Below are 24,588 nucleotides of genomic sequence, written 5' to 3' on the forward strand. Positions count from 1 at the left end.
CCGGTCAGAACGCCGGCGAGCCCCACTCGCCGGTGAACGCGAACTCCGCGAGTGGGATGCGCCTGCGCGGTGCCCGCTCCCGCTCTATCCTGCGGTCCTCGGCCAGGATCTCCGGCTCAACCTGCGTACCCACCGCGATGGCGACCACCGGGCGCACGTCCTCGGGGAGGGCGAACTCGCGCCGGACCGCGTCCGCGTCGAAGCCGGCCATCTGGTGCCCGACCAGGCCCTCGGCCACCGCCTGGAGCACGAGGTTCTGGCTGGCCAGCCCCACCGCGTACTCGCTGAGTGGTATCTCACCCTTCTCGTTGCGGGTGACGGCGCAGCCGATCAGCAACACGCCCGCCCGGTGCGCCCAGCCCTGGTTGCCCTCGGCGAGGGTGCCGAGGATCCGGGTGAAGGTGGCCTCGGAACGGCGGCCGAGCAGGAAGCGGGCGGGCTGGGTATTGCCCGAGGACGGCGCCCAGCGGGCCGCCTCGAGCAGGGCGCGCACCCGGCGGTCGTCGATCTCCGCCGCGGGGTCGAGGGCGCGGGGGCTCCACCGCCGGGCGATCAGGTCGTGCACCGCCACGCTGGTTTCGGCGATCTTGTCCATGCCCGCATGATTCCATCCCCCGGAAGTGGCCGACGCCACACGGTGAGATGGTGCCGAAACCTGCCGCGGGTAGGCTTTCTGACTAATCAAGTGGGACGCGAAGCCCCCGGCAGCTGGGAGTGGCCCGTCCCAGTGAGGGAGGTTCGAGCGAAGTGGCGCTCGTGGTCCAGAAGTACGGCGGTTCGTCGTTGGAGAGCGCTGACCGCATCAAGCGCGTGGCCGAACGGATCGTGGCCACGAAGAAGGCCGGTAACGAGGTGGTCGTGGTCTGCTCGGCCATGGGCGACACGACCGACGAGTTGCTGGAGCTGGCCGAGGAGGTCAACCCGGTACCGCCGGAGCGCGAGATGGACATGCTGCTCACCGCCGGTGAGCGGATCTCGAACGCGCTGGTCGCCATGGCGATCTCGGCGCACGGCGCGGAGGCCTGGTCATTCACCGGATCGCAGGCAGGCGTGGTCACCACCTCGGTGCACGGCAACGCCCGGATCATCGATGTGACACCGAGCCGGGTCACCGAGGCGCTGGAGCAGGGATACATCGCGCTGGTGGCCGGTTTCCAGGGCGTCGCACAGGACACTAAGGACATCACCACCCTCGGCCGTGGCGGGTCCGACGCCACCGCGGTGGCGCTGGCCGCGTCCCTGAACGCCGACGTCTGCGAGATCTACTCCGACGTCGATGGCGTCTACACCGCCGATCCGCGGATCGTGCCGAACGCGCGCAAGCTGGACACCGTTCCGTACGAGGAGATGCTCGAGCTCGCGGCCTCCGGCGCCAAGGTGCTGATGCTGCGCTGCGTGGAGTACGCCCGGCGCTACGGAGTGCCGATCCGTGTTCGCTCTTCCTACAGTGACAAGCCGGGTACGACGGTTGCCGGCTCGATTGAGGAGATCCCCGTGGAACAAGCGTTGATCACCGGTGTTGCCCATGACCGGTCCGAAGCCAAGATCACGGTGACCGGAGTCCCGGACCACGCCGGTGCCGCGGCGCAGATCTTCCGGGTGGTCGCCGATGCCGAGATCGACATCGACATGGTGCTGCAGAACATCTCCAACACCAGCTCCGGCCGCACCGACATCACCTTCACGCTGTCCAAGGCCAACGGTCCGAAGGCGGTGGAGGAGCTGGAGGCGATCAAGGAGAGCCTCGACTTCACCGCCGTGCTCTACGACGACCACGTCGGGAAGGTTTCCCTTGTCGGTGCCGGTATGCGCTCGCACCCCGGGGTGACCGCCTCGTTCTGCGAGGCGCTGGCGAAGGCGGGGGTGAACATCGAGATCATCAACACCTCGGAGATCCGGATCTCGGTGTTGATCAGGGACGCGCAGGTGGACGACGCCGTGCGCGCGATCCACGAGGCATTCGAACTCGGCGGCGACGAGGAAGCCGTCGTCTACGCAGGGAGTGGACGCTGACAATGGCCCCTACTTTGGCTCTGGTCGGTGCGACCGGCGCGGTCGGCACCGTGATGATCGACATCATCAACAACCGTGAATCCGTGCCCTGGGGCGAGATCCGGTTGATCGCCTCGCCCCGCTCGGCCGGCAAGAAGATCACCGTGCGCGGCGAGGAGCGGACCGTGGTCGCGCTCGCCCCCGAGGCCTTCGACGGCGTGGACATCGCGATGTTCGACGTGCCGGACGAGGTCTCCGCCGAGTGGGCTCCGGTCGCGGTGGCCCGCGGCGCGGTCGCGGTGGACAACTCCGGAGCGTTCCGGATGGACGACGAGGTGCCGCTCGTGGTGCCCGAGGTGAACCCGGGCAAGGTCGCGGACCGTCCTAAGGGGATCATCGCGAACCCCAACTGCACCACGCTTTCCATGATGGCCGCGCTCGGCGCGTTGCACCGCGAGTTCCAGCTCACCGAGCTGGTGATCGCCTCCTACCAGGCCGCCTCCGGCGCCGGCCAGGAGGGCATCGACCAGCTGTACGGCGAGCTGGACGCCGTGGCCGGCAAGGGACTCGGCGCCCGGGCGGGGGACGTCCGAGCCGCGGTCGAGGCCGCGGGCCTTTCCCTCGCCGACTCGCCGTTCGCCGGGACCCCGCTGGCCCTCAACGTGGTTCCCTCGGCCGGTTCCTACAAGGGCGACGGCTGGTTCTCCGAGGAACTCAAGGTACGCAACGAGTCCCGCAAGATCCTCGGGATCCCGGACCTCAAGGTGTCGGCGACCTGCGTGCGGGTCCCCGTGGTCACCACGCACTCGCTTGCCGTGCACGCCACCTTCGCCCGCGAGGTGACAGTGGAGTCCGCGCACAAGGTGTTCGAGGCACAACAGTCCATTGTGCTCATCGACGAGCCGGAGCGGGGCCGGTTCCCGACCCCGGCCGATGTCGTCGGTGGCGACCCGACGTACGTGGGCAGGGTGCGGCAGGCCCTTGACTTCCCGAACACGCTGGACTTCTTCGTGTGCGGGGACAACCTGCGCAAGGGTGCCGCGCTGAACACCTACGAGGTCGCCGAGAACCTGGCCACCGAGTTCTGACCCGGTGTGGGCAGGGGCTTCCCGCCTGCTGAGGGTTTACTGAGAGGTCGATCGGGTACCGCTTGACCGCGAGCGCACCCGGGTGTTTCATAACGTTGTTGTGAAACACCCGGATGCGCCGCTCGTGGAGAGGGTCCGATCATGCACACGCTCAGTCTCAGCCCGCATTCCCGCCGGATCGCGGGCATCCTGCTACTCAGTCTCGTCGGCGTCGAGTTCGGCGGGCTGTTCATGGCCAGGGTGGTCACCGGTGGCGTGCCGACCACCGAGTTCCAGCAGTCCTTCTTCCGTGCCGGGCACGCGCATGCCGGCATGCTCGTCACGCTCGGGCTGGTCGGCCTGCTCATGGCCGACGCGGCCCGGTTGCACGGGCGCGTCGGGATCCTGGCCCGCACCGGCATTCCGGCCGCCGCGATCCTGATGCCGGCCGGATTCTTCTTCTCCGCCATGGGTTCCGGGGTCACCGGACCGAACGGGTTGATCGTGCTGCTGTTCCTCGGCGGAGCCAGCCTGGCGGCCGGCGTGGTCACCCTCGGAATCGGCTTGCTGCGCGGGCGGAGTCCGGCAAAACCAGTTGAGGCGCCGCCCGCGGCGCGGGATTCTCTGGTGACCTGAAACGAAACCACCGAGGGGAGATCATGTACACCGTCGAGGGCGCACGGGTACCGATCAGGATGTGGGCCGATCCGCGTTCGGTCGAGGACGTCGCGATGCGCCAACTGCACAACGTCGCGAACCTGCCGTGGGTGCGCGGGCTGGCGGTGATGCCGGATGTGCACTACGGCAAGGGTGCGACCGTGGGCAGCGTCATCGCGATGCGGGACGCCGTGTCGCCCTCGGCGGTCGGCGTGGACATCGGCTGCGGGATGAGCGCGGTGCGGACCTCGCTGTACGCCGCGGATCTTCCGGACGACCTCGGGACGCTGCGCGGCCGGATCGAGCAGCGGGTTCCGGTGGGGTTCCGGATGCACAAGAACCCGGTGAACCCGGCGCGGGTCCACGGGGTCGGCGGCTGGGACCAGTTCTGGCGTGGCTTCGACCACCTGCACGAGGGCGTGCGCGGGCTGCGTGGCAGGGCGCGTGCGCAGCTGGGCAGCCTCGGCGGCGGCAACCACTTCATCGAGGTCTGCCTCGAGCAGGGCGACGCGGGCCGGGTCTGGCTGATGCTGCACTCCGGTTCCCGCAACATCGGCAAGGAGCTGGCCGAGCGGCACATCGACGTGGCGCGCGGGCTGCCACACAATGCCGACCTGCCGGACCGCGACCTCGCCGTGTTCGTGGCCGGGACCCCGGAGATGGCGGCCTACCGCAGGGACCTGTTCTGGGCGCAGGAGTACGCCGCACGCAACCGGGCGACCATGGTGGCGCTGATCAAGCAGGCGCTGGCGGACACCGTGCCCGGCACCCGGTTCGACGACGCGATCAGCTGCCACCACAACTACGTCGCCGAGGAGACCTACGACGGCGTGGATCTGCTGGTCACCCGCAAGGGCGCGATCCGGGCAGGCGCGGGCGAGCTCGGGATCATCCCGGGCAGCATGGGCACCGGTTCCTACGTCGTGCGCGGGCTCGGTAACGAGCGCTCGTTCCGGTCCGCCGCGCACGGGGCCGGCAGGCGGATGTCCAGGAACAAGGCGCGCAGGACGTTCACCGCCGAGGACCTCGTCGAGCAGACCACCGGGGTGGAGTGCCGCAAGGACAAGGGCGTGGTGGACGAGATCCCGTCGGCGTACAAGGACATCGGCTCGGTGATCGCCGCGCAGCGCGACCTGGTCGAGGTGGTCGCGCACCTCAAGCAGGTGGTGTGTGTCAAGGGATGAGCCACCCCGGTAATCTGGCCGCATGATGGGGCGAAACAGGAAAATCCGGGCGGCGGCAGGCCTGTTCGCGCTGCTGTGCCTGCCGCTGGCCGGCTGCGGTGAGGACCTGGGCAACGCGGTCAACGACGCCGACCAGGCCATCGACCAGGCACAGGGTGCGATGGACAAGGCCGGGGCCTGCTCCGAGGCACTCGGTATCACCGCCGATTTCAACCCCGAGGTTCCGGATCCGCAGCAACTGCAGGCCGAGGCCGGGGAGAAGGCCAACCAGTTGCAGGAGTTGGGCAACCAGGTGGCGGACGCCAGCCTGCGCGAGTCCCTGCTCGCCATGGCGGACGGCTACGTGGAGGTCGAGCGGGCCAAGGCGGATCGGCTGGCCAATATGAACGACTGGATCCGCAAGCAGTCGGAGAACCTGGAGAACCTGCGCCAGATCTGCCTCTGACCGGGTGCCGGCTCACCCGGCCGCCGTAGCCGATCTCGACCAGCGGCGACTCACTCCCGCACGGCGGAAGCGAGGGCGGCCGGTTTTCCGGCCGCCGCGCCGCGTTGCAGCAGCACTCCGCACGCGGCGAGAGCCAACCCGCCGAGACCGGAGGCCACGAAACCCATGGCCGGCGAGGAATGGTCGATGACGAACCCGACCACCGGGTTGCCGATGGCGATGCCCAGCCGGGTCGCGGAGTCCTGCATCCCCATGGCCTCGCCCCGCACGGCGGCCGGCGCCAGCGAGCTGACCGACTCGGTGGTGGCGGCCAGCGTGGGCGCGCAGGCCAGGTTGGTCGGGATCAGGGCGAGCGCAAGCAGCCACCAGGAGCCTTCGAACAGCCCGACCGGCAGCACCAGCACGGCGAGCAGGATCATCAGGGTGAGTTGGGAAAGCGAGCGCCGCACCGCCCCGTGGATCACCCCGCCGACCAGGGAGGCCGCGCACATCACCGCGATCACCAGGCCGGTCCAGCCGACCTCACCGGAGTCGCGCAGGGCGGCCAGCGCGGCGAGTTCGGTACCGATCAGGACGAACAGCGCGCCGCAGGCGATGAGCAGGGTGGCGATCAGCCTTGCGCTCAGCCACGAACGGATCGGCGGCCGGACTCCGGTGGTCGCCTGCACCTCGTTCGTCGCCCGGATCGGCGGGTTCATCGTGTACAGCGCGATCCCGACCAGCGCGAACGCCATCCCGATCGAGGTCAGCGCCAGGTCGGAGGACAGCTGGGTGGCCAGCGCGATCCCGGCGGCGGGGCCGATCATGAACGAGGTCTCCACCGAGATGGTGTCCATGGAGAACGCCGCGCGCCGGCGCTCCGGTGGCACCAGGGCGGTGAGGATCTGCCGCGCGATCGACCCGGCCGGTACGGCGAGCATCCCGGCCGGGAACGCCGCGACCAGCAACGCCAGGTAGGGCAGGTGCGGGGTGCTCACCCAGTAGGCGCAGGAGACCACGGCACAGCCGGCGACCACCGGCCGTAGCCCGTGCCGGTCGATCAGCCTGCCGAGCAGCGGGGCGCCCAGCGCGCTGCCCGCCATGGTCATGGTGCCCACCAGGCCTGCTGCGCCGTACCCGCGCCCGAGGTCGCTGACCACGTGCAGCGTCAGCGTGATGCCCATCGCCGTCATCGGCACCCTGGCGAAGAACATCAGCAGCATCGTGGTCGGCACCCGGGGCGTGCCGAGGACGTGGCGGAACGACTGCACGTCCCGAGACAATCGCAACATGGTACGAGCGTGCAACTAATTTGTCCTGCCTCCGGCGCGCACGTACCCCCCGCGGGCCGAACGGTGGATGTGCCGAACGCGGGGCACCGGCTCGTCGAGGAGACCCCCGGTTCGGCACCGCGGAGCTGCTACGTTTCCTCGCCGGGCGACCCCGCGAGCAGGTGCCTGCGCAGGAACTCGGTCTGGTCCGCCACCGCCCGCTCGAACCACTCGCCGAGGTAGATGTCGAAGTGCCCGATCGGGTACCGCTGGATCTCGCCCCGCGGTGCCTTGCGCGCGTGCCGCACGGTGTTCTCCGCGGGGCACAGGCTGTCCCGGTCGGTGACGCACCACAGCGCGGGGCAGCGCACCGCGCCAGCCTTGCGCCCCGGCCGGTAGAACGGCACCCGCAACCCGACCCTGGCGGCCACCCGGTTGCGCCAGTTCGTCTCGGCCGGCACCAGCGCCTCCATGCCCGGCTTCGCGTCCGGGGTGGTCATCATCCCGGCGGCGCCCGGCGCGGCCACCGCGGGAACGTAGTGCGGCTCCCGGCCGGCCAGCGCACCGAGCTGGTCCAGCAACGCGTGCCCGGTCAGCCGCAACGCGGGCAGCGGCCCGATCCGGCGCACGGTGGCCAGGCCGTCGGCGAACGGGCACTGCGCGACCAGCGCGGCGATCCGCGGGTCCTCGGCGGCGACGGTCACCACGTGGCCGCCGGAGTAGGAGGAGCCGAACAGCCCGATCCGTGCCGGGTCCACCCAGTCCAGGCCGCGGGCGTAGGCCACGGCGTGGTGCCAGTCGTGCAGCTGGCAGGTGATGTCCAGTAGCTGGCGCGGCTGCCCGGCGCTCGCGCCGAAGAACCGGTAGTCGAACAGCAGCGCCCCGAGCCCGGCCGCCTGGAACCGCTCGGCATAGGCGTCCAGCCGCAGCTCCCTGGTGCCGGAGAACCCGTGCGCCATGACGACCAGCGGGTGTGGACCCGGCCCGTCGGGCCGGTACAGCCAGGCCGCGCAGTCGAGGCCGGCGGAGGGGAACGTGACCTCGGTCCGGTCCACGGGCACCACCCTTTCGGGACGCTCTTCCGAGACTACCTACTACCCGGTAAGCGTAGCCGGAGCTGGGCGGTATCCCCCGACCCGGCGAGCTTTCTTGACTCATTCCAGAAAACTCGGCAGGCTGTGCGTGTCATGCCATACCAGGACCATCCCGTGCGGGAGCGCCTCAGAGCGGCCGGGTTACGCGTCACCGCGCCGCGGGTCGCCGTGCTCGAATGGCTCGCCGACCATCCCCACACCACGGCCGAGCAGGTCGCGGTCGGTGCGCGAGAGTTACTCGGATCGGTCTCCACCCAGGCCGTCTACGACGTGCTCGGTGCCTGCGCGGGTGCTGGACTGGTGCGCAAGATCGAGCCGGCCGGGCATCCGGCGCGGTTCGAGACGAGGACCGGAGACAACCATCACCACCTGGTCTGCCGTAGCTGTGGGCGTACCGAGGACGTCGACTGCGTGCACGGCTCGGCACCCTGCCTCGACCCGTCGGACGCGGCGGGCTTCGAGGTGGAGGCGGCGGAAGTGGTGTTCTGGGGTCTGTGTTCCGACTGTTCTGACCGCGTAGCCGCCGACCAGGCGGCCCGCGAGCGTCCACCACGACTAGGAGGCACGGCGTGACCAAACCGACCACCAACAATGTGGGTATCCCGGTTGCCAGTGACGACGATTCACTGACCCTGGGAGCCAACGGCCCGATCCTGTTGCAGGACCACTACCTCATCGAGAAGAACGCGCAGTTCAACCGGGAGCGCGTGCCCGAGCGGGTGGTGCACGCGAAGGGTGGCGGCGCCTTCGGGTTCTTCGAGGTCACCGAGGACGTCAGCCAGTTCACCAAGGCCGACGTGTTCCAGCCCGGTAAGCGCACCGACACGCTGCTGCGGTTCTCCACCGTCGCCGGGGAGCTCGGCTCGCCGGACACCTGGCGGGACCCGCGCGGGTTCGCGCTCAAGTTCTACACCGAGCAGGGCAACTACGACATGGTCGGGAACAACACCCCGGTGTTCTTCATCCGGGATCCGATCAAGTTCCCGGACTTCATCCGCTCGCAGAAGCGCCGCGCGGACAACCACCTGCGGGACCACGACATGCAGTGGGACTTCTGGACCCTGCGTCCGGAGTCGGCCCACCAGGTGACCTGGCTGATGGGTGACCGGGGTATCCCGAAGACCTGGCGGCACATGAACGGGTACTCCTCGCACACCTACCTGTGGCAGAACGCCGCGGGGGAGAAGTTCTGGGTCAAGTACCACTTCAAGACCGACCAGGGCATCGACTACCTGCCGCAGGACGAGGCGGACCGGCTGGCCGGTGCGGACTCCGACCACCACATCCGCGACCTCCACGACAGCATCAAGCGCGGCAACGAGCCGAGCTGGACGCTGTACGTGCAGGTCATGCCGCACGACGAGGCCGCGGACTACCGGTTCAACCCGTTCGACCTGACCAAGGTCTGGCCGCACGGTGACTACCCGCTGATCAAGGTCGGCAGGCTGGTGCTGAACCGCAACCCGGAGAACTACTTCGCCGAGATCGAGCAGGCCGCGTTCGAGCCGACCAACCTGGTGCCCGGCATCGGGCCCTCGCCGGACAAGATGCTGCTCGGCAGGCTGTTCGCCTACCCGGACACGCACCGCTACCGGATCGGCCCGAACTACACGCAGCTGCCGGTGAACGCGGCGAAGTCGCCGGTGCACACCTACTCCAAGGACGGCCCGATGCGGTACAGCAACCCGGCCGACCCGGTGTACGCGCCGAACTCCTACGGCGGCCCGCACGCCGACCCCGCGCTCGCCGGTGAGACGGCCTCGGCCTACGGTGCCACCGGCGAGGTGCTGCGTTCGGCGTACAAGCAGCACGCCGAGGACGACGACTTCGGCCAGGCGGGCACGATGGTGCGCACGGTGCTGAACGACGAGCAGCGGGAGCGCCTCGCGAACAACATCATCGGGCACGCCGGTAAGGGCGTATCCCAGCCCGTGCTCGAGCGGGTCTTCGAATACTGGCGCAACGTGGACAAGACGCTCGGCGACAAGGTCGCGGGCGCCTTCACCAGGTAGACCTCGCTCCCACCACGAGGTGACGGCGGCCCGGCGGGCGGTAACGCTCGCCGGGCCGCCGTCCTTTTCGCGGGACCCCGCTGTGACGGGAGGGGTCGTTGCGACAAACGTGGGGGACTGAACCACGGCGGGGTCCATATGACACGCCAACACCACCGGGTGACTAAGGGAAACGATCACCGAATACCGTCGTGTGGGTTACCTGTTTGTTCTTTTGGGTGAAAAAGTCACTTTGCGTATCTGTTGATCGAGAATCCATGATCATCTGGGCGAGGGTCATGGTCGGGTGTTCATCACTTGCGGGTATTTGCCGGCTCGCCGAATTCATCACGTAAAGGGTGAGGAATGCGTCCGACCAAGTGACCGGCTGGTGGCCGATGGACACGGTTGGTACGCATTACACCTGTCAGGTCTTTAAAGGGCCCAGGAGGTACGAAATGAAAGGCAAAATTGCCCGCTCAATAGCGGCGGTTGCCGTGGGCAGCCTGCTCGCGGTGGTTTCGGGCGGAGTAGCCGCGGCGAGCGTCCTCGACAACGGGAAGGGCTCGTCCAGCACCGAGGCGGCCGGAGCGCAGGTCCTCGAGCTGCGGGATGAGTTGACCAAGGTGGCGTACGCGGGCGATGTCCAGGCCACCCAGCGGGCGCTGGACGACCTCGACCCGTTGCTGACCGACATTTCCGCCGGTCAGCGCTACGAGATCCAGGCCGATGCGATGGAGACGGCGGGCACGGCGCAGCAGTGGCGCACCGAGACGTCCGACGCGCTGTCCGGTAAGGCGCAGCCGCGCCAGGTGCCACCGGTACCGGGGCTGCCCGAACTGCCCGACCCGCTGAGCATGATCACCGGCCTGCTGCAGAGCCTGCTGACGCTGCTCACCGATCTGCTCGGTGGGCTGCTTGGTGGCGGCGTTCCGGAATTGCCGGTTCCCGAGGTACCAGCGCCCTGAAGAACGACCAACTGAATGGGAGAGGGGAGCCGGAATCCGGTGTGGACGCAAATCCACACCGGATTCCGTCATTCAGTGACCCGCGTTCCGGCTGAGGCCGACCTGCAACGCCCCGGCCGCCTCGGCGGTGGCCTCGGTGCAGCGGCGCCCGATGCCGAGGAAGTTCGCGTACCCGTGGATCAGGTCCGACTGCCGGGACAGCGCCACCCGCACCCCCGCCGCGGCCAGCCGCTCCGCGTAGGCCTCGCCCTCGTCCCGCAACGGATCGAACCCGGCGGTGGCGATGTAGGCGGGTGGCAGCCCGCTCACGTCCTCGGCCAGCAGCGGGGACACCAGGGGGTCGGTGCGCCGGTCCGGGTCCGGGACGTAGTGGTCCATGAACCAGGTCATGGCCTCGTCGGTGAGGAAGAAGCCGTCGCCGAACAGCTCCCGCGAACGCCGGCGCACGCTGGCGTCCACCGCCGGGTAGATCAGCAGTTGGAAGGCGGGCGCCGGGCCACCCCTGCGGGTGGTCCGCAGGGCGACCACGGCGGCGAGGTTCCCGCCCGCGCTGTCCCCGCCGACGGCGATCCGGCTCGGCTCGGCGCCGAGCTCGCTCGCCTTGGCGTGGGCGTAGTCGAAGGCGGTCAGCGCATCCTCGGTGGCGGCGGGGAACGGGTGCTCGGGAGCCAGCCGGTACTCCACCGACAGCACCCGCACCTGCGCGTGCTTGGCGAGGAAACGCGCCGTGTTCTCGTGGCTGGTCCGGGAACCGATCACCCAGCCGCCGCCGTGGTAGAAGACCAGCAGCCCGGACCCCTCCGGCAGGCCTTCCGGCGTGTACAGGGTCGCCGGAAGATCGCCGTGCTCCGCGGGGATCGTGAGCTCCCTGCCGCTGACCGGCTGGATCGGCTTACCACTGACCAGGTGCCGCGCCTCGTCGATCGCGGTCCGCGAGCCGCGCACGCTCCGGCCGACCAGCTCGGTGCCGGAGAGTTGCTGCAGGCGCAGCAGCAACTGCGCGTCCAACGCCAGCTCCTGCCCGTCAAGGCGGATCGGCTTGCCCGCGATCAGCCTGCGCGCCGGCCGGGGCAGGGCATACAGCAACTGGGCCCCGAGGGCCTGGATCCGGACCTGCAGGGGTATCGCCATCTTTCCTCCTCGCGATGTACTCGCTTGAGGTTACTTACGAGTAGCTACGGGCGCCAGGGGAGGGTTGTGCACAATCCGGGCGGAGCTCGCGGAGGGTGGCTCGTGGCGCCCGGATACGGGTGCGGCGCGGACGGTGGCCGTACCTACCGCTGCGCATCACGCTCTTCGTACAAGATTCGATGTGAGGTAGGACTCCGCACGAAAAGCTGGCTCTCAACCAAACTCGAGGGTCTAGCCTCGGAGTCGTGAGTTCTTCCAACGCGATCACAGTGCTCGGCATCGGCGGCTCGTTGCGCGACGGGTCCCAGTCCGAACGCGCACTCGGCATAGCGCTGGACGGCGCGGCCGAGGCGGGCGCGGAGACCAAGGCCATCACCGGCAGCGACCTGGTGCTGCCGTTCTACGACGCGACCGCCACCGAACGCACGCCGGAGGCGACGGCGCTGGTGGAGGCCATTCGGGCGGCCGACGGGCTGATCGTGGTCTCACCCGGCTACCACGGTGGGCTGTCCGGCCTGGTGAAGAACGCGCTGGACTACGTGGAGGACCTCCGGCCGGACAGCAGGCCGTACCTGGACGGGCGCGGCATCGGGCTGGTCGCGGTCGCCTTCGGCTGGCAGGCCGCGGTCACCACCCTCGATCAACTGCGCACGATCGCGCACGCCCTGCGTGGCTGGCCCACGCCGCTCGGCGGGGCGGTGAACACCGCCGAGGTGAAGTTCGACGAGGCCGGTGGTGCCTCGGAGGAGCGAACCGTGCGCAACCTGCGCGTCATCGGCGACCAGGTGGTCGAGTTCGCCCGTGCCCGCAGGGCGGCCGCCACGATTTGATCTCAGCGATCGTGGGTACTCCCCAGGAGGGTTATTCGGAACGACCCAGCGACCGCGGGCCGCCAGGCCCGTGGTCACCGCGGCGCGCAGCGCCACCGATTGGGTGGCGGTGGGCGACGGGCGGGAGGTCGTTGCAGGTCACCGCACTGGCGAGGCGCCTTGCCGACCTGAATAACCCGACCGCGGAATAGACACTAGGTCGCAACGTTGTGCGAGCAGGGAGGACTGCGAGGCATGGCTCACTCACCGATCAAGAGCCCGCTGGCCGAAAGCGAGAAGGAGGTCACCGGCAACGCGCTGCAGGCCACGCTGGTGGACCTGATCGACCTGTCGCTGACCGCGAAGCAGGCGCACTGGAACGTCGTCGGCAAGAACTTCCGTAGCGTCCACCTGCAGTTGGACGAGCTGGTGAACACGGCGCGCACCTACACCGACGAGGTGGCCGAGCGGGCCAACGCCATCGGGGTGTCGCCCAACGGCAAGGCGCGCACCGTCCTGGAGAGCTCCGGGCTGCCGGAGTACCCGGACAACTGGCAGTCCGACGCCGCCACGGTGGACGCCATCGTGGGCATCCTCGCCGAGCTGATCCAGCGGCTACGGGCGCGGATCGACGAGACCGACAAGAGCGACCTGGTGACCCAGGACCTGCTGATCGAGATCGCAGCCAAGCTCGAGGAGGCGCACTGGATGTGGCAGGCCCAGCAGGCCTGAGCTTGGTCTTTGACCCGGAGGCCAAAGACCAAGCTGAGTGCCCGCTACCTCAGCCCGAGCCTGCGTAGCGCGAAGTAGACCTCGATCGCGGTCTGCTTGACCGTCTCGGCGACCACCAGGGAGCCGTGGCCCGCGTCGTAGCGGTAGAACTCGTACGGCACGTCGCGGGCCGCCAGCCGGTCGAGGTAGTTCTCGATCTGCCGGATCGGGCAGCGCGGATCGTTGTCGCCCGCGAGCACGAGGACCGGGGCGCGTACCGCGTCGACGTAGGTCAGCGGTGAGCACTCGGTGTACACCCGCGGCTTCTCCTCGGGGGAGCCGCCGAAGAGCGCGCGGTCGAACGAGCGTAGCTGCTCCATCTCGTCCTCGTAGGCCGCGAGGTAGTCGGCGACCGGTACGCCGGCGACGCCCACCGCCCAGCGGTCCGGCTGGGTGCCCAGCGCGAGCAGGGCCAGGTAACCGCCCCAGGAGGCGCCGTTCACCACGCAGCGGTCCGGGTCCGCCAGCCCGCTGCGCACCGCCCAGTCGTGCACGGCGGCGACGTCCTCCAGCTCGGTGAGTCCCGGCCTACCCTCGATCGCGTCCCGCCAGGCCGAGCCGTACCCGGTCGAGCCGCGATAGTTCACCTCCACGACGGCGAAGCCGGCGTCGAGCCAGGTGGCGCGGTAGGCGGAGAACCGGTCCTCGTCGGCGGCGTGCGGGCCGCCGTGCAGGGTGAACACCGTGGGCAGCGGGCCGTCCGCCGCACCGCCGGGCCGGGCGACCAGCGCGTGGATCGTGCCGGCCTCGCCCTCCACGAAGGCGTCGGTGACCGGGGCGGATCCGGGCGCCCGCTCGCCGGGCGGGCTGAGCAGCACCCGGTCGCCACCGCCGGCCGTGCGCGCCCTGATCACGGCGGGCTCGGCCGCGCTGGACCAGGAGTACTCCACGGTGCCGTCCGGGCGGACGCCCGCACCGCCGATCCGCCCGGCCGGGGTGTCCAACGAGGACAACTCGGCGGTGGTCAGGTCGTACCGGTACAGCGAGCTGCGGCCATGGTGAAAATGCACCACGAGCAGTGCATCGGCCCGCGGGTACCAGGTCGCGGCGACCTCGCCCGGCAGGTCCAGCGCCAGCTCGGTCTCGGTGTCCGCCGCCACGTCCCAGATCAGCAGTTCCTCCCTGCCGTGCCGCTCGTGCAGCACCAGCAGCCGGGAGTCCCCGCGCACCGGGGAGAACTCGAGCGCGGCGAGCCCCTTGCCCTCGCCGTCCCACTTCTCGGCGACCGGCTCGAACTCCGCGCAGGACAGCACCCGCAAGGCCGGGTGCCGGGAGTCGCCGTGTTCGGAGTGCGAGATGGCCAGCAGCCGCTCGTCCCTGGACAGCGCCGCGACGCCGGCGTCGTCCTCGCTGGTGTAGAACCGGGTGGCCGGCCCGCCGGTGCTGGCGTACAGCGAGCTGCCCTCGTCGGTGGACACCCCGAGCGCGACGATCCGGTGGCCGATCTCCAACCCGGCCGGGTAGCCGTCCGGAACCCCGTCCACCGCCGGCTCCGGCGTGCCGCCCCCGCCGAAGGGTTCGCGCACCCAGGAGCCGAACTCGTCCCCGTCGGTGTCGTTGAACCACCAGATCCACGCGCCGTCCGGCGCGAGCGTGGCGTGCAGCGTGCCGTTCGGCCGGTCGGTCACCCGCCGGTGTTCGTCGCCGCCCCGGTCCCAGGCGTAGACCTCCCAGACCCCGCTGGCATTGGAGACGTAGAGGTTGCGGCCGGGGGCATCCAGCGCCCAGTCCGGAACCGACATGCGGGCGGCGCGGAAACGCGCACGCCAGCGGTCCTCGGTGGCCGCGTCGTCGAACAGGCGCTCGGGCACGATGGCTGCTGGGTGCTGGGCGGTCGGCTGCGTGTTCACCCCCCGATCCTGCCAGTCCGTAGGGTTATCGGCGTGCAGGAGGGTTACTCGCCCGGCGTCGCCGGTTTCGTGCTGCCGCTGCTGCGGCCGGGGATGCGGGTACTCGACGCCGGCTGCGGGAGCGGGGCGATCACGCTCGGTCTCGAAGCGGCTACGCGTGGAGTTCGGCTGCTCGGGGTCGACAGGGCGCTCGGCGAGACGGCACCCGCGGCACCCGATTCATCTACTGTGGACTTCCTGGCGGCCGCGGCGGATTCGTTGCCGTTTCCGGCCGACTCGATGGACGTGGTGTTCGCGCATGCCCTGCTCGAGCGGGTCGCCGACCCGGCGGCCGTGCTCGGCGAGTTCGGCAGGGTGCTCCGCCCCGGTGGCGCACTCGCGCTGTCTACTTCGGACTGGAGCCGGGCGAGGATCCGGCCGAGGACGGCGAACGTGGATGCCGCACTGCGCGGTTACCAGCTCTTGCGGCGGCGGGACGGCGGCAACCCGTTCGCCGGAAGGCGGGTCGCCGAGCAGGTGCAGCGGGCCGGGTTCACCGATGTCCGTTCCAGGACGCGGTACCTGCCGGATCGGGACTACCGCGAGCTCGGGCGTGCGGTGGAGGCGGAGCTGGCCGTGGCGCTGGAGTCCGCGGGCAGCGATCGCGCGCTGCTGGCCAGCGCGGCGCGTTCGGCCTGGGTGTGGGCTCGCGGTGGGGGTGGCGAGTTCAGCCAGTGCTGGGTCGAGATCCTCGCGACGTCCCCCGTAGCGTCCCCCACGTAGGGGACGGCGCAACCCGTGGCCGTTCGCTCACGTCTTCCAGGTGACGGCGCCGGATACGCCGGCGTCGCGGCAAGTCGGGGAGTGAACCATGAGTGCACGCAGCGCGGCGATCATCGGTTCGATCGTGCTCGGCCTGACGTTCGGTTCGGCGGGAGCGTCCGGTGCCTCCGTGGCCGGGGACGAACGGGTGCTCGGGCCGCGAGGCTACAAGTCCTTGCATCTCGGCCAGCCGGAGCCCGCGGCCCGGGCGACCGGGCTGCTGGTGGACAAGCAGGCCGGCGAGGAGTGCCACTACTACTACCTGCGCCCGAGTGAGGGCCAGACCAACGTGGGCAGTGGGGTGTTCGTCGACCCCGGCCGGGGCGTGATGATGATCGGCGGGACGGTGAAATCCCATACGCCGAAGGGAGTCACCCTCGGTTCGCGGTTCGGCGAGGTTCGGGCCGCTTATCCGGACATGCGGCGGCTGCCGCCGTTGACCTGGGTGTACACGGCAGCGGTTCCGGGTAACGAGGACGCCAGATACCGGTTCGCCTTCGATGAGGCGGGCCGGGTGGCCGACTTCGCGCTGGAGGCCGCCGAGATGGGCGCCTGCGGCTGAGGTCGGTCACACCTGCCGGTGGAGTCACAACCGGGCCGCGACCTTGTGCACCAGTGCGGGGACGAGCGGCAGCGGGGGCGGTGACGGGTTCTCCCGGCGCGGATTCGGGTTGATCAGAACGCCGACATGCGGCCCGCGCCGGGCCGCTTCGCGTAGTACCTGCGCGCCCGGCCGGGTCCAGTGCTGGCCGCCCCACGGGACGCCGGTGGCGTGCCGGTACCTTGCCAGCCGGGGCGCGCTGGTGAACACGCACAGCCAGTCGCCCTGGGTGGCGGTGTGCGCGATGGCCGGGCCGCTGGTGACCGACCGCGGCACGTGCACCTCGGCGAGCAGGAAATGCCGGAGGACGAGTTCTTCGAGATCGGCGGGGCCACTCAGCTCGCGGATGGCGCGGCAGAGTTGGTCGGTCCGCTGCTCCCGGATCACCCTGGCACGAACGATTTCCGGCGGGAGTACCGGTTGCGTATGGCCGAGGCTGACCACCAACTCGTCGCAGAAACGCTGCCGCAACCGCTCCGCCTGCCGTTTCGAGAAGCCCTCGCCCTCGTGCCGGTGTAACTCCCGCAGCCGCTCGCCCAGCATTTTCTCGGACATGGGCGGCTCCAGCCCGACGTTGTAGCAGGCGGCCACGACGAGCGGGAAGGTCGGTTCGGTGAATCTCTCCAGCACGGCCTCCAGCCGCAGGACCACCTTGGCCCTGAGCTGTTCCAGGGTGTCGTTCTCGGTGATGTGCCAGATCCGCCGCAACTCCGGCCCGAGCCGGTTGCGCAGGTCGCGATGTCGCAGCCCAAGACCTTTGTGTAGTGACTCGAGCCGGTTCGCGGCACCGCGCCATATGTCATTGTCGATGTCGGTGCCACTGTCGAGTCTGAGCATCATTGCTTCCCCCTCGGTCCGCATGGCGGTGAGGCCGAACAGAGTAGCGAATACCGGCATCTTGTCTCGCGGGAACCCTACGAAATGCCTGACGACCTGGCATTTTGCCAGATTCTCGCCGTCATGTCGCCAATAATTGACGCACGGCCAAGGATCTTGCCGGTGGGACCGCACTTCTCGCCATGAACCGCCGTCCGGCGATGGTGATTTGGTGGATAATGATCATTGCGAAGTGGAATTGCGATTCTGTTCGTTTACGGCCTGAGCTGTAGCAACATCCTCGAGTGACCAGGAATTCCGCGGACCAGAATTACGTAGTGGCACCGACCGTCCCGCTCGTTCGCGCCGAGCACCACCGGGCCGAGCCACGCCAGCTCACCGCGCCGGGGCTCGGCCTCTGGGCCGATACAGAAGAAGGTCCCTGCTCGCGCTCTCCGCGAACAGGGACCTTCCAGATCCCACGTCGGGGTGGCGGGATTTGAACCCACGACCTCCTCGACCCGAACGAGGCACGCTACCAAGCTGCGCCACACCCCGAGGTACTGCTTAACGGGCCGATGAAGAGTCTAGCGGACGTCGCTCGACACCTTGAACGGGGTTTCCCGGTGGCTCTGCCGGCCGCCGGAAGGCCTGGGCACGAGGGTGAGCAGGGTGGCTTCCGGCGGGCAGGCGAACCGCACGGGTGCGTAAGGCGAGGTGCCGAGGCCCGCGGATACGTGCAGCCACATGGTGGCGCCCCACCGGGAGACCCCGCGAGCCCTGGAACGGTCCAGCTCGCAGTTGGTGACCAGGGCGCCGAGGCCGGGTAGCCGGAGCTGGCCGCCGTGGGTGTGCCCGGCGAGCACGAGGTCGTAGCCGTCGGCGGCGAAGGTGTCCAGTACCCGGGGTTCGGGGGAGTGGGTGATGCCCAGCCGCAGTGCCGCGGACCGATCCGCCCGGCCCGAGATGTCGACATATCGATCTCGTTGCAGGTGTGGATCGTCGACCCCGGCGGCGAACACGGTCTGCCCCGCGGCGGTGAAGGTCCGCCGCACGTGGGTCAGGTCGAGCCAGCCGCGCTCGATCAGCGCGGCCCGCAGGTCGCGCCAGGGCAGCCGGATACCGTAGATCCGCCGCTTGCGGCCGCGCGGCATCAGGTAGCGGACGGGGTTCTTCGGCTTCGGCCCGTAGTAGTCGTTGCTGCCGAAGACGAAGACGCCCGGCCGGTCCAGCAGTGGGCCGAGCGCGCGCAACACGGCGGGGACGGCCTGCCGGTGCGCGAGGTTGTCTCCGGTGTTCACCACCAGATCGGGTTCGAGATCGTCCAGTGCCGCCACCCACCGCTGCTTGGAGACCTGGCCGGGAAGCATGTGCAGGTCGGAGATGTGCAGGATCTTCAGCGGGTGAGTACCGGGGGCGAGTACCGGCACCTCGGCGGTGCGCAGGGTCCAGTGCCGCCGCTCGATGGCCGCGGCATAACCGACTGTCGCGGCACCGAGGGCGACCGTCCCCGCGACGAGGCGCTTGACCCGCGCCCCGACCGCAGTGGTGTTACCGAGCGTGCTCACGTCATCCAGGATACGTGCTCGAGGGGATGATCCGCCGCATGCCCGGCGATCAGCCGTGCGGTGCGTTCGGTGCCCTCCCGGAGGGTGCCCACGGCACTGCTCTTCCCGGGGGAGACCACCGGATCCACACGAACTCCTACACCATGTGCTCGAAATGTGACTACCCGTGGCAGTAAAGGCTCTTTCCGTTTGAGCGGATGAATGTCACTCGATCGGGTGTTCTTGAATGGTTACATGTGCTCGTAACGCGGGTCGGACGGCGGCAGGGGCTCGACCGGTTCGCCTTCCATGAGCTTGCTCATGGCGCTGAACCAGGTCTGCGCCGGAGTCTTACCGCCGAACATGGTGGAAAGACTGCTGCCTTGCGGAACGGCCGTGACGTTGCCGGGGCTGCCGTAGTGCAGGCCACCGTTGGGTGAGTCCGGCCGGAACACCATCGCGGCGCCGGCCAGTTGTGGCGTGGCGCCGACGAACGAGGCGGAACCGTTGTGCTGGGTGGTGCCGGTCTTTCCGATCATCGGCCGGGTCCAGTCGACCGCACTGGCGGCCCGGGCCGAAGTGCCACCGGCGACGTCGTCCTTGCTCATCCCGACCGCGAGCGTGTTGGCAAGACCTTCGTCGATGACCTGCTCGCAGGGCTTGTCCTTGAACGGGATCTTCTCGCCGTTGCGGTCGGTGATCTCCGCGATCGGCGTCGGCGGGCACCAGGTGCCGCCGCTGATGATCGTGGCCGCGACATTCGCCAGCTCGAGACCGCTCGTCGGGCTCACCCCGAGGGTGAAGGAACCGAGACCCGGCGAGTTCTCCTTCGGCCCGAACCAGGTCTTCTGATCGACCTGGGCTTCCCTTTGCTCGGCATCGGGATCCGGCTCCCCGCCGGTGGCTGCGTTCCCGGCCATGGACTTGCGCATGCCGAGCTTGCTGGTCATGTCCACGACCGGCCCCATCCCCACCTTTTCCTCGAGGATGACAAAGCCGGTGTTGGGCGAGGTCGCCAGGGCCTGCTGCAAGGTCATCGAGGATGGGTAATGGTCGCCGGAGTTCTTCACGCAGTAGCCGCGGGTGTAAGGAGCGATGTAGGGACACGGTGCCGGGCTGCCGCTGAACACGCGTGAGAGGTGGTTTTTCGGCGTCTGGATGGTGTCGTAGATCCCTACCTTGCCTTCCTCCATGGCGGCGGCGGCCGTGAAGATCTTGTAGCTGGACCCGGCCCCTGTGACGTTCCACACCCCGGATGGGAGCGCGTAGACCGTCTGTCCCTTGTCTTTGTCGGTGCCGTAGTCCCGGTTGGCGGCGAGGGCGACCACCTCGTGCCGGTCCTTACCGGGCCGGACGAGGGACAGCGTGTTCGCCACGTTGTCCTCGTTCTTGTCGACCTGTTCCTCGGCGGCCCGCTTGGCCTCGTTGTTGGCCTTCTGGTCCATGGTGGTGCGGATGGTCCAACCGCCGGTGTAGATCTCGTCCTCGGTGAGCCCGGACTGGAGTAGGTAGTCCTCGACGTACTGGCAGAAGAAACCGTTGCCGGGGCCCGCGCCCACGCAGTTGGATGCCGGCTTGTCCGGCCCGTCGGGCAGGACGCCGAGATCCTGGCCCATGATCCGCTTCGCGTCCTCCGGCGCGAGCTTGCGGTTCTCCACCATCTTCTCCAGCACCCAGTTGCGCCGCTCGGTGGCGGCCTCCGGGTGGTTCCACGGGTCGAACTTCGGCGGGTTGTTCACCATGCCCGCGAGCAACGCGGCCTGTGCGGCGTTCAGTTTGTCCGGTGTGGTGCCGAAATAGGCTCGAGCCGCGGCGCCGATGCCGTAGATCTTCCGGGAGAACTCGACCACATTCAGGTAGCCGGTGAGAATCTGGTCCTTGGGCATCTTCGTCTCGAGCTGGATCGCGATCCGCGCTTCCTTGAGCTTGCGAGCGATCGAGACTTCCTGCGCCTTCTGCTGCCCGAGCTCATCGCCCCGGTAGATGACGTTGATCAGGTAATTCTTCACATACTGCTGGGTGAGCGTGGAGGCGCCTTGCGTATTGCCGGTGCTGGTGCTGATGGCCGCGCGCAAGGTGCCCTTCCAGTCGACACCGCGGTGTTGGTAGAAGCGCCGGTCCTCGACCGAGATCATCGCCCACTTCATCGCCTCGGAGATCTCGTCACTGGCGGTAGGTATCCGGTACTGCTCGTACAGGGTGGCGATCCGGTTGCCCTGCGCATCGGTCACGTTCGTGACCAGCGGCGGGGGTACGTCCGCCAGTTCCGAGGACATGTCGTCGACCGTTTCGCTCGCCTGGTTCGACACCACCCCGGCGGCGCCGACGATCGGGAACAACAGCCCCGCGACCAGCACACCGGCGAGCAGGCAGAGTCCGAGCAGCTTCAGCAGACCATCGCTCTTACGCACGGGAACCAGGGTACGCGGACGTGGTGTGTCCGCCGTGACGCGTGACGCCATTCCGGCGACATCAGGTAACAAAAACACCCCGGGGTCTTGGCGACGGAACCACAGCCCCCTACAGTCCGTCACATCTCACGAAAACAACACGGTTACCGTGTGGGCGAGGGTGGTTTCGGCTCGCGCGGTGATCGAATGGCACCGGTGCCGGGGAGGCGCCGGTGGAGGGGCGTGAGCACAGGGAGACCTGCTCGCGGGGGACGAGGTGATCTTGCCGCCCGTGCGGGAGGTCGCAACAGGTTTAGGGAGCTGGGGGTATGGAACCCAACCAGTCGGACTGGCGACTCAGTGCAGCCTGCCGGGACACCGATCCGGACGGCCTCTTCGTCCGGGGTGCCGAGCAGAACAGGGCCAAGTTGGTGTGCATGGGGTGTCCGGTGCGCACCGAATGTCTCGCGGAGGCGCTGGACAACAGGATCGACTTCGGCGTCTGGGGAGGAATGACCGAACGGGAGCGCCGCGCCCTGCTGCGCAGGCGACCCGAGGTGGTGAGCTGGTGGGACCTGCTGGAGTCCGCCAAGCGCGAGTTCGACCCGGACGAGGCGGACCGCACCGCGCGGGTTTCCTGAGCTCTTCCCGCGCTCAGGAGCCCGCGAGGCGCTCGCCGATATCGCGCAGGCCGTGCAGGTCGTGCACGTCGCTCGGCAGGGCGGGAACGGCGGCCACCGGGACCCCCGGGTGCGCCCTGGTGAACCGGGCGAGTAGCCGCTTCTCCCGCTCGGCGAGGGCGACCCGGTCGGCGTGCAGCCGGAGCACCGCGGCGGCCAGGGGCGCGTGCTGGCCACCGCGGTCCAGCGCGTCCGCCGCCGCCAGCGCGTCGGTGGCGGAGAGCTCGGCGAGCACCGGGTGGGTCCGGTTCGCCACCAGGCCGGACAGTGGCATCGACTCCTCGGACAGCCGCTCCACGAAGTAGCTGGCCTCGCGCAGGGCATCCGGTTCGGGCGCGGCCACCACCAGGAACGCCGTGCCCGCCGAGCGCAGCAGCTCGGCGGTCTTGCGGGCCCGCTCCCGGAAGCCGCCGAACATGGTGTCGAAGGCCTGCATGAACGCGGAGGCGTCGGCGAGCAGCTGCCCGCCGAGGATGGTGGACACCGCCTTGGCGAACATCGAGAACCCGGCGCTGACCACCTTGCGCAGGCCCCAGCCGCTCGCCTTCGCCGGACCGGTGAGCAGCCGGATCATTCGACCATCCAGCGCGGTGGACAGCCGGCTCGGCGCGTCCAGGAAGTCCAGCGCCGAGCGGCTGGGCGGGGTGTCCACGATGATCAGGTCCCAGTCGCCGGTCGCGGCGAGCTGGCCGAGCTTCTCCATCGCCATGTACTCCTGCGTTCCGGAGAACGAGGTGGAGATGGTCTGGTAGAAGGGATTGGCCAGCAACTGCTCGGCGCGCTCCGGCCCGGCGTGCACCCGCACCATGTCGTCGAAGGTGCGCCGCATGTCCAGCATCATCGCCCAGAGTTCACCCCGGGGATCGAAACCCTCGACCGACACCTTCCGCGGGTGGTTGCCGAGCTCCCGCAGGCCCAGCGCCTGTGCCAGCCTGCGGGCGGGGTCGATGGTCAGTACCACGGTCTGCCTGCCGCGCTGGGCGGCCCGCAGTGCCAGCGCCGCGGCGGTGGTGGTCTTGCCGACCCCGCCGGAGCCGCAGCACACGATCACCCTGGTCTGCTGGTCGTCGATCAGTGCGTCGATGTCGAGCGGGCTGCTCATGGCTCGACTCCTTCTTGCTGCGCTCCTCGGCCCGTTGGCCGGGCCTGCGATGCTCGCTCGTCGTCGCCTTCGGTGCCGGGCTGCTTGACTCCTCCGCCCTGCGCTCCTCGGCCCGTTGGCCGGACCTGCGATGCTCGCTCGTCGTCGCCTTCGCGGCTCATCGTTGGCCCACCCCCTGGTCCACCAGCACGTCCGCGAGTTCGTAGAGCGCGGCGACGTCCACCCCGTCGGTGATCTCCGGCAGTTCCAGGGTGGGCAGGTCCGCCTCGGCGAGCTGTTCCCGCGCCCGCTGCTCGGCGGCCACCCGGATGGCGTGCTCGACGGTCTCCTCCACCAGCGCGTCCACTGTGCTCACCGGCAGGTCCAGCCCGGCCGCGGTGAGCCCGGTGCGTACCCTGGAGGCGTCCACCCTGCCGTCCGCGGCCGCGGTGACCGAACGCCCCGGCAGCCGCGGCGGCCGAACCCGGTTGACCAGCACCGAACCGGGCCGCAGGTCCGCGCCGTCCAGTTCGGACACGGCTTCCACGGTCTCCCGGACCGGCATCTCCTCCAGCAGGGTTACCAGGTGCACGGCGGTTTCCCCGGAATGCAGCAGGCGCACCACGCCCTCGGCCTGCCCGCGGATCGGGCCGGTCTTGGCCAGGTCGGTGAGCGCCTTGGTCACATCGAGGAACTTGACCACCCGCCCGGTCGGCGGGGCGTCCACCACCACGGCGTCGTAGGCGTACCTGCCGTCGGCGTCGGTGCGGCCGACGCACTCCTTGATCTTGCCGGTGAGCAGCACGTCCCGCAGGCCGGGCGCGAGGGTGGTGGCGAACTCGATCGCCCCCATCCGGCGCAGTGTCCGGCCGGCGAACCCGAGGTTGTAGAACATCTCGAAGTACTCGAGCAGGGCCGCCTCGACGTCGATGTGCAAGGCGCGCAGCTCGCCGCCGCCGGGTGCGGACGCGATGCGCTGCTCGGCATAGGGCAGCGGCTCGGTGTCGAACAGCTGGGCGAATCCCTGCCTGCCCTCGACCTCGATCAGCAGGACCCGCCTACCCCCGCTGGCCAGCGCCAGCCCGAGCGAGGCGGCAAGCGTGGTCTTGCCGGTTCCACCCTTGCCGGTGACGAAATGCAGGCGGGTGCGCGCGAGTTCTTCGGTCCAGCCGGCTAGCCCAGAGGTCACCTTCGCAGCGTATGTCACTGTTAACTGGCCGCCAGCGCGACGGTGACGGTGATCGCGAGCAACCCCACGAGCACCCAGGTCACCGCCGCCGGTAGCACGGTGAGGGTGAGCACGCCGAGTACCCCGAGTGCGCTGCAGCACATCGCGCCGGAAAGGGCCACCTGCCCGCCGTTTCCGGTCCGTTCCCGGACCTTGGCCAGCACGATCAGCGTGCCGACGACGCCCGCGACGCCGAGCAGGGCGGTCGCGATCACCCGCCACGTCTCCATCAGGC

25 protein-coding genes and 1 tRNA gene are annotated in these 24,588 nt (G+C 69.4%); 13 read left to right on the forward strand and 13 right to left on the reverse strand.

All coding sequences use genetic code 11. The features are described 5' to 3' along the window. Positions 1 to 4: 4 nt before the first annotated feature. On the reverse strand, positions 5 to 595 hold the full coding sequence (locus FB471_RS20815) for a nitroreductase family protein (RefSeq protein WP_142000085.1): 591 nt from the start codon (positions 593 to 595) through the stop codon (positions 5 to 7). 152 nt (positions 596 to 747) lie between these two features. Here FB471_RS20815 and FB471_RS20820 point away from each other — a divergent pair, with 152 nt between their 5' ends. From FB471_RS20820 to FB471_RS20840, 5 genes are all read left to right on the forward strand, one after another. After that, positions 748 to 2,013, forward strand: a complete 1,266-nt coding sequence (locus tag FB471_RS20820; RefSeq protein ID WP_142000086.1) for an aspartate kinase — start codon at positions 748 to 750, stop codon at positions 2,011 to 2,013. Positions 2,014 to 2,015: 2 nt separating this feature from the next. Then, entirely contained in the window at positions 2,016 to 3,080 is a 1,065-nt protein-coding gene (locus tag FB471_RS20825) for an aspartate-semialdehyde dehydrogenase (protein WP_142000087.1), read from the forward strand. 141 nt (positions 3,081 to 3,221) lie between these two features. After that, entirely contained in the window at positions 3,222 to 3,695 is a 474-nt protein-coding gene (locus tag FB471_RS20830) for a hypothetical protein (RefSeq protein WP_142000088.1), read from the forward strand. Positions 3,696 to 3,718: 23 nt separating this feature from the next. Further along, positions 3,719 to 4,900 (forward strand): RtcB family protein, encoded by a 1,182-nt coding sequence (locus FB471_RS20835; RefSeq protein WP_142000089.1) that lies wholly within the window; start codon positions 3,719 to 3,721, stop codon positions 4,898 to 4,900. Positions 4,901 to 4,922: 22 nt separating this feature from the next. After that, positions 4,923 to 5,345 (forward strand): hypothetical protein, encoded by a 423-nt coding sequence (locus tag FB471_RS20840; protein WP_142000090.1) that lies wholly within the window; start codon positions 4,923 to 4,925, stop codon positions 5,343 to 5,345. Between the two features lie 50 nt (positions 5,346 to 5,395). On the opposite strand, the gene FB471_RS20845 is transcribed toward FB471_RS20840, so the two are convergent. Both FB471_RS20845 and FB471_RS20850 read right to left on the reverse strand, forming a co-directional pair. Continuing rightward, positions 5,396 to 6,547 carry an MFS transporter gene (locus FB471_RS20845; protein WP_142002236.1) on the reverse strand — a complete coding sequence of 384 codons (1,152 nt, stop codon included), beginning with the start codon at positions 6,545 to 6,547 and terminating at the stop codon, positions 5,396 to 5,398. Positions 6,548 to 6,744: 197 nt separating this feature from the next. After that, positions 6,745 to 7,650 (reverse strand): alpha/beta hydrolase, encoded by a 906-nt coding sequence (locus FB471_RS20850; RefSeq protein WP_142000091.1) that lies wholly within the window; start codon positions 7,648 to 7,650, stop codon positions 6,745 to 6,747. A 132-nt stretch (positions 7,651 to 7,782) separates the two neighbouring features. Between FB471_RS20850 and FB471_RS20855 the strand changes: the two genes are divergently transcribed. From FB471_RS20855 to FB471_RS20865, 3 genes are all read left to right on the forward strand, one after another. Continuing rightward, positions 7,783 to 8,262: a Fur family transcriptional regulator gene (locus FB471_RS20855; protein WP_142000092.1), complete on the forward strand. Its 480-nt coding sequence runs from the start codon at positions 7,783 to 7,785 to the stop codon at positions 8,260 to 8,262. Next, positions 8,259 to 9,701, forward strand: a complete 1,443-nt coding sequence (locus tag FB471_RS20860) for a catalase (RefSeq protein WP_142000093.1) — start codon at positions 8,259 to 8,261, stop codon at positions 9,699 to 9,701. The genes FB471_RS20855 and FB471_RS20860 overlap by 4 nt, the downstream gene beginning before the upstream one ends. Positions 9,702 to 10,138: 437 nt before the next feature. Then, positions 10,139 to 10,648 carry a hypothetical protein gene (locus tag FB471_RS20865; RefSeq protein ID WP_142000094.1) on the forward strand — a complete coding sequence of 170 codons (510 nt, stop codon included), beginning with the start codon at positions 10,139 to 10,141 and terminating at the stop codon, positions 10,646 to 10,648. 72 nt (positions 10,649 to 10,720) lie between these two features. Here the strand turns inward: FB471_RS20865 and FB471_RS20870 are convergent, their stop codons facing one another. After that, positions 10,721 to 11,779, reverse strand: a complete 1,059-nt coding sequence (locus tag FB471_RS20870) for an alpha/beta hydrolase (RefSeq protein WP_142000095.1) — start codon at positions 11,777 to 11,779, stop codon at positions 10,721 to 10,723. A gap of 245 nt (positions 11,780 to 12,024) precedes the next feature. Here FB471_RS20870 and FB471_RS20875 point away from each other — a divergent pair, with 245 nt between their 5' ends. Both FB471_RS20875 and FB471_RS20880 read left to right on the forward strand, forming a co-directional pair. Further along, on the forward strand, positions 12,025 to 12,609 hold the full coding sequence (locus FB471_RS20875; protein WP_211358083.1) for an NADPH-dependent FMN reductase: 585 nt from the start codon (positions 12,025 to 12,027) through the stop codon (positions 12,607 to 12,609). Between the two features lie 234 nt (positions 12,610 to 12,843). Then, positions 12,844 to 13,320, forward strand: a complete 477-nt coding sequence (locus FB471_RS20880) for a Dps family protein (protein ID WP_142000096.1) — start codon at positions 12,844 to 12,846, stop codon at positions 13,318 to 13,320. A gap of 44 nt (positions 13,321 to 13,364) precedes the next feature. On the opposite strand, the gene FB471_RS34610 is transcribed toward FB471_RS20880, so the two are convergent. Continuing rightward, positions 13,365 to 15,209, reverse strand: coding sequence for a S9 family peptidase (locus tag FB471_RS34610; protein ID WP_211358084.1), 1,845 nt, complete (start codon positions 15,207 to 15,209; stop codon positions 13,365 to 13,367). A gap of 33 nt (positions 15,210 to 15,242) precedes the next feature. On the opposite strand from FB471_RS34610, the gene FB471_RS34615 reads away from it, so the two are divergent. Continuing rightward, positions 15,243 to 15,971: a class I SAM-dependent methyltransferase gene (locus tag FB471_RS34615; RefSeq protein ID WP_211358085.1), complete on the forward strand. Its 729-nt coding sequence runs from the start codon at positions 15,243 to 15,245 to the stop codon at positions 15,969 to 15,971. Between the two features lie 88 nt (positions 15,972 to 16,059). Next, positions 16,060 to 16,572, forward strand: a complete 513-nt coding sequence (locus FB471_RS20895; RefSeq protein ID WP_142000099.1) for a hypothetical protein — start codon at positions 16,060 to 16,062, stop codon at positions 16,570 to 16,572. 24 nt (positions 16,573 to 16,596) lie between these two features. Here the strand turns inward: FB471_RS20895 and FB471_RS20900 are convergent, their stop codons facing one another. From FB471_RS20900 to FB471_RS20915, 5 genes are all read right to left on the reverse strand, one after another. Beyond that, positions 16,597 to 17,448 (reverse strand): hypothetical protein, encoded by an 852-nt coding sequence (locus FB471_RS20900; protein WP_142000100.1) that lies wholly within the window; start codon positions 17,446 to 17,448, stop codon positions 16,597 to 16,599. 463 nt (positions 17,449 to 17,911) lie between these two features. Continuing rightward, positions 17,912 to 17,985 (reverse strand) — tRNA-Pro (locus tag FB471_RS20905). Between the two features lie 29 nt (positions 17,986 to 18,014). Further along, a complete protein-coding gene (locus FB471_RS20910; protein ID WP_142000101.1) occupies positions 18,015 to 18,995 on the reverse strand; it encodes a metallophosphoesterase in 981 nt (326 codons plus the stop codon). Continuing rightward, positions 18,992 to 19,123, reverse strand: a complete 132-nt coding sequence (locus FB471_RS35535; protein WP_281287410.1) for a hypothetical protein — start codon at positions 19,121 to 19,123, stop codon at positions 18,992 to 18,994. The genes FB471_RS20910 and FB471_RS35535 overlap by 4 nt, the downstream gene beginning before the upstream one ends. A gap of 102 nt (positions 19,124 to 19,225) precedes the next feature. Next, complete coding sequence (locus FB471_RS20915; RefSeq protein ID WP_246076506.1) at positions 19,226 to 21,385, reverse strand: transglycosylase domain-containing protein; 2,160 nt, start codon at positions 21,383 to 21,385, stop codon at positions 19,226 to 19,228. Positions 21,386 to 21,693: 308 nt separating this feature from the next. Here FB471_RS20915 and FB471_RS20920 point away from each other — a divergent pair, with 308 nt between their 5' ends. Further along, positions 21,694 to 22,005 (forward strand): WhiB family transcriptional regulator, encoded by a 312-nt coding sequence (locus tag FB471_RS20920; RefSeq protein WP_142000103.1) that lies wholly within the window; start codon positions 21,694 to 21,696, stop codon positions 22,003 to 22,005. Between the two features lie 13 nt (positions 22,006 to 22,018). Here the strand turns inward: FB471_RS20920 and bagB are convergent, their stop codons facing one another. From bagB to FB471_RS20935, 3 genes are all read right to left on the reverse strand, one after another. Then, positions 22,019 to 23,146, reverse strand: coding sequence for an ATPase BagB (gene bagB, locus FB471_RS20925; protein ID WP_142000104.1), 1,128 nt, complete (start codon positions 23,144 to 23,146; stop codon positions 22,019 to 22,021). A gap of 157 nt (positions 23,147 to 23,303) precedes the next feature. After that, a complete protein-coding gene (gene bagA, locus FB471_RS20930) occupies positions 23,304 to 24,314 on the reverse strand; it encodes an ATPase BagA (protein ID WP_142000105.1) in 1,011 nt (336 codons plus the stop codon). A gap of 20 nt (positions 24,315 to 24,334) precedes the next feature. Beyond that, positions 24,335 to 24,583 carry a hypothetical protein gene (locus FB471_RS20935; RefSeq protein ID WP_142000106.1) on the reverse strand — a complete coding sequence of 83 codons (249 nt, stop codon included), beginning with the start codon at positions 24,581 to 24,583 and terminating at the stop codon, positions 24,335 to 24,337. Between the last annotated feature and the right edge of the window lie 5 nt (positions 24,584 to 24,588).

Source organism: Amycolatopsis cihanbeyliensis (assembly GCF_006715045.1).
Lineage (GTDB): Bacteria > Actinomycetota > Actinomycetes > Mycobacteriales > Pseudonocardiaceae > Amycolatopsis > Amycolatopsis cihanbeyliensis.